This is a genomic window from Streptomyces sp. NRRL B-24572 (genome assembly GCF_002156145.1).
Lineage (GTDB): Bacteria > Actinomycetota > Actinomycetes > Streptomycetales > Streptomycetaceae > Streptomyces > Streptomyces vietnamensis.
The window spans coordinates 1-4,256 of the sequence record NZ_MWIG01000242.1; the positions used below are offsets into that span (position 1 = coordinate 1).

General features: G+C 75.3%; 3 protein-coding genes and 1 pseudogene. 1 reads left to right on the top strand and 3 read right to left on the bottom strand.

Features of this window, described 5'->3' with window-relative positions; all coding sequences use genetic code 11:
- From CCN56_RS15135 to CCN56_RS15145, 3 genes and pseudogenes are all read right to left on the bottom strand, one after another.
- Positions 1-928, bottom strand: a 928-nt coding sequence (locus CCN56_RS15135; RefSeq protein ID WP_086827279.1) for an ABC transporter ATP-binding protein, incomplete at its 3' end; no start/stop codon positions are given.
- On the bottom strand, positions 925-3,720 hold the full coding sequence (locus CCN56_RS15140; RefSeq protein ID WP_086827281.1) for an FtsX-like permease family protein: 2,796 nt from the start codon (positions 3,718-3,720) through the stop codon (positions 925-927). The genes CCN56_RS15135 and CCN56_RS15140, both read right to left, overlap by 4 nt.
- Before the next feature lie 83 nt (positions 3,721-3,803).
- Positions 3,804-4,100: pseudogene (locus tag CCN56_RS15145) on the bottom strand (hypothetical protein); the annotation flags it as partial.
- Here CCN56_RS15145 and CCN56_RS15150 point away from each other — a divergent pair.
- The coding region (locus CCN56_RS15150) for an FtsX-like permease family protein (RefSeq protein WP_373412855.1) at positions 4,094-4,256 on the top strand (163 nt) is incomplete at its 3' end. The pseudogene CCN56_RS15145 and the gene CCN56_RS15150 sit on opposite strands and share 7 nt — an antisense overlap.

A 4,256-nucleotide genomic window follows, 5' to 3' on the forward strand; every position in this document is an offset into this window, starting at 1 on the left:
TGTGGTCCTGCTCCAGCTCCAGGGCCACCCGGTGCTCCATGCCGAGGGCCTGGGTGTACTCCGCCGGGAGCTGGAGCCGGCCGGCGCGGTCGAGCATCGCGTACTCCCGTGCCACGAGCGACTCCTGGCCCTGCTCGTCGACCTCCGTGCGGCGCAGCACCTCCGAGGAGGTGCGGCCGTCGCGGATGGCGACCGTGCGGCGGACCTCGGAGGCGACCGCCTGGTCGTGGGTGACGATCACGATCGTCGTGCCCAGCTCCTCGTTGGCGCGGCGGAAGGCCGCGAAGACCTGCTCGCCGGTGGCCGAGTCCAGCTCGCCCGTCGGTTCGTCGGCGAGGAGCACGGCCGGGTTGTTGGCCAGGGCGACCGCGATGGCCACCCGCTGCTGCTGGCCGCCGGAGAGCTGGTGCGGCCGCCGGTCCCGGATCTCCGGGATGCCCAGCATGGCGAGCAGCTCCTCGGCCCGCTCCGCCTTCTGCTTCGAGCGGCCCCGCAACTGCATGGGCAGTGCCACGTTCTGGGCGGCCGTCAGGTACGGCAGGAGGTTGCGGGCGGTCTGCTGCCAGACGAAGCCGACGACCTCGCGGCGGTAGCGCAGCCGCGCCTTGCCGTCCATGCCGAGCAGGTCGCAGCCGGCCACCCGGGCCGCGCCGGCGGTCGGCACGTCCAGGCCCGCCAGGATGTTCATCAGCGTCGACTTGCCGGAACCGGAGGCGCCGACCAGGGCCATCAACTCGCCCTCCTTCACGAGGAGGTCGAGCCCCTGGAGCGCCTGCACCTCCACCCCGTCCGTGGTGAAGATGCGGACCAGCCGGTCGCAGGCGATGAGCGCGTCATGACCGTACGAGGGCCGGTCGCGGTGCGCCGTGGCCCGCCGCTCCAGCTCCTCCAGGGTCGTGTCGGACGGGGCCGTGCCGGTCTTCGTCATCGTGCGTCTCCTGCCCTGAGTTCCTTGATCGAGCCCCTGCGTCCCACCCACCACGCCTGTCCGACCGCCGCGAGCCCCGTGAGGACGACGACGGCGAGCGCGGGCAGCGCGAGCGACCACGGGTCCGCCCGCAGCGGGGCGCTGTCCAGCGGGGCGAACTCCGGTCCCGTCCCGAGCGAGAGCCGGAACAGGTCGATGCCCGGGGCGAGCAGCGGCACCGTCGCCCAGCCGACGAGGATGCCGCCGAGCGCCGCGAGCACGGCCTGCGGCAGTGCTTCGAGGCCGAGGAGCCGCCGGGCCTGCTTCCGGGTGAGGCCCATCGTCCGCAGCCGCGCGAGGAGCGTGTTCCGCTCGGGCGCGCTCTGCAGGAACGAGAGCAGCAGGGCGACCACGGCGAAGGCGGCGCCCGCGCCGATCGCGCCCAGGTAGATCCGCTCGGCGCCGGACTGGAGCGGCGAGTCCACGTACGTGGCCCGCTTCTCGCTGCGGAGCGCCACGTCGAGCCTGGACGACTTCGCCCGCACGGCGGCGCGCAGCGCGGTGCCGTCCACCGGTCCCGTGACGAGCAGCTGGGTGTTCGTCCGGTGGGTGAGGTCGGCGCCGTTGACGAGGAGGAAGTCCGCGTCGTCCAGGGCAGGGGTGGTGGAGCGGACCGCGACCACCTTCACCCGGAAGACGCCCGCCGCTGCGACGATGTCCATCGGGGCGCGGCCGAGCCGTTCGGCGACCTTCGGCGAGGCGATCGCGGGCAGCACCCGCTCGGTGTCCGCCACGGCGTCCTCGCCGCCCTTCCCCGTCGAGGCGAGCAGCCCGGCGGAGAACGGCCCGAAGCCGGTCCGGTTCGCGAGCCGGGTGTACGAGGCGGGCTCGACGCCCACGATCGGCGCGCTCATCGGCTCGACGGCGGTCCCCTGGACGGACGGCAGGGAGACCCCGTACTCGATCTGGACCGGCGCCACGTCCCGCACGCCCGCCAGACCGCGCACCGACTCGGTGAGTCCGGCGGGCAGCGGGGTCCATTCGACGTAGCCGCCGATCCGGGCGTCCGCGCCGGTCGCCAGGAGCGCCGCCCGGTCGCGGGCGTCGGCGACGCCCGCGAGGACGGAACCGCCGAAGGCCGCCGTGGTCAGCGCGAGCACGAGGGCGAGCAGCGGGAGGGTGCCCGAGGACGGGGCGCGCCCGGCGCGGGCCAGGGCCAGCGGTCCGACGGCCCCGCGCAGCAGGCGGGCCGGGCGGGCCAGCCAGCGCAGCGGCAGCGGGTAGATCCGTACGAGGACGGAGGCGGCGATCAGGCCGACGAGTACGGGCGCGGCGCTCACCAGCGGGTCGCCGGAGCCGCCGGAGCCGTCGGTGCCGCGCAGCCGCAGCGAGGCGACCGCGCCCACGGCGAGGACGAGCAGGGTGAGTTCGAGGACCGTGCGCCGCCGGGAGGGGCGCGCGGTGAGCAGGTCGTCGCGTCCGCCGTGCAGGCGCGGGCGCCGGTGGCGGACGACCGCCCGTACGGGCAGGACGAGCATCGCGATCAGGGCGACGAGGGCGGCGGCGAGGACGGAGGGGGCGAGGGGGATCCCGCCGGACCCGCCGTCGGGCGGCCGGACGGTCGCCACGGCGAGGCCGAGGGCGAGCGCGGCGGCCGGCAGGGCGATGGCCGAGGTCTCGCCGAGCAGCCGCAGGCCGATGCCGGTGAGGGAGGCGCCGCGGGAGCGGAGCAGCGCGAGTTCGCCGTCGCGGCGGGCGACGAACAGGCCGCCGGTCATCGCGAGGACGACCGCGGCGACCGTGCCGACCCCGAAGACGGCGACGGCCACGACCGGGTCGATCGCCTCGCGCATCGAGCGGTACGAGTCGACGATCGCGTCGAGGTCGGTGGTGAGGGCGGCGTTGCCCCCGACGGCCTTGCGGAGCTTGACCAGGTCGGGGCCGCTTGCCGTCGCGTCGAGGGCGGAGGCGAGCCGGTCGGTGTCCCGGTTGGTGAGGTGGCCGGCCGTCGGCATGTACCGGAAGAAGATCTCCGGCTCGCTGTTGGTGGAGAGCACGACGGGCGCGGAGCCGGGGGAGAGGAGCAGCGCCCCCTGCCAGTAGTACTTCACCTCGTCGCTGATCTTCGCGGCGAACGCCGGGGTGCGCAGCAGCTGTTCGACGGCCCAGTACGGGGACCGGGGGCCGCGGGGTTCCACGATCCCGGTGATCGTGATGGCGAGCGGTTCCGGGCTGGTCTTGCTCGGTACGTGCACGACGGAGCCGGGCTTCAGGTGGAGGGACCCGGCGGTCTGCGTGGTCACGACGGCTTCCGGGGCGTCGGCCGTGCCCGCGGCGAGCCGGCCCTTCCGCAGGGTCGCGTGCTCGGCGAGACGGGACGGGGCGGAGAGCAGGAACTCCGGGAGGAGCCCGTCGGGCTGGGGCAGCCACGGGTCGAGTCCCTCGACGCGCTTGACCGTGCGGACGCCGTGGACGGTCTGCTCCGGGTCGGTCCGGATCGGCGCGGGCAGCAACGCGCGCGCCTCGTCGCTCTTCCTCTGGAGGATGCGGGGGTCAAGCCCGGGACCGTGCTCGGACAGCGGGATCGGGGTCGTCAGTTCGAGGACGGCGTTGCGCGGTTCGGCGCTCCGGATGTCGTGCCGCAGACCCTCCGTCTCGTACCGGTCCACCGCACGCGGCAGCGCCGCCGCGAGGTACGCGGTGACCAGGACGAGCAGGGCGAGGGCGGCGGCGGCCCAGGGGGCGGTCCGCAGCCGGGTCCGCACCCAGGGCGCCACCGCGCGGGCGGGCTTGTCGGACCGGGACCGGGGCATGTCGGGGGCCTTCCTGCGTACGGCGGGCATGTCGGTGCGGTCGCTGTTACTGGCGCTGTCGCTGTACGGGGCCGTCGGCGGCATCAGTTGTCCCCCTGGTGGCGCAGGGTCACGGCCGGGTCGGCGCGGCGCAGGGCGATCGAGGCGACGACGGCGAGCGGCAGGGCGGCGACGCCGGCGAGCAGCAGCGCCACCTGGCCGAGGGGCAGTTCGACGAGGACCGGCGGGACGGGCCGGGTGGCCTGGCCGGTGAGGACGACGAGCGGGACGACCGTCCGGGCGAGGACGGTGCCGAGTCCGATGCCGACGAGTAGGCCGATGCCGATGAGCAGCCCCTGTTCGGCGGCGACGAGCCGGGCGAGCTTGCGGCGCGATGCGGGAACGGGCCGCCGAGTTCGGCGTGCTGCGGGCGCTCGGCGCACCGCGCCGCAAGCTCGCCCGGCTCGTCGCCGCCGAACAGGGGCTGCTCATCGGCATCGGCCTACTCGTCGGCATCGGACTCGGCACCGTCCTCGCCCGGACGGTCGTCCCGCTCG

What these genes read in the sequence shown, in the direction of transcription:
- CCN56_RS15140 (WP_086827281.1), bottom strand. Translation starts at nt 3,720, where the DNA reads ATGCCCCGGTCCCGGTCCGACAAGCCCGCCCGCGCGGTGGCGCCCTGG.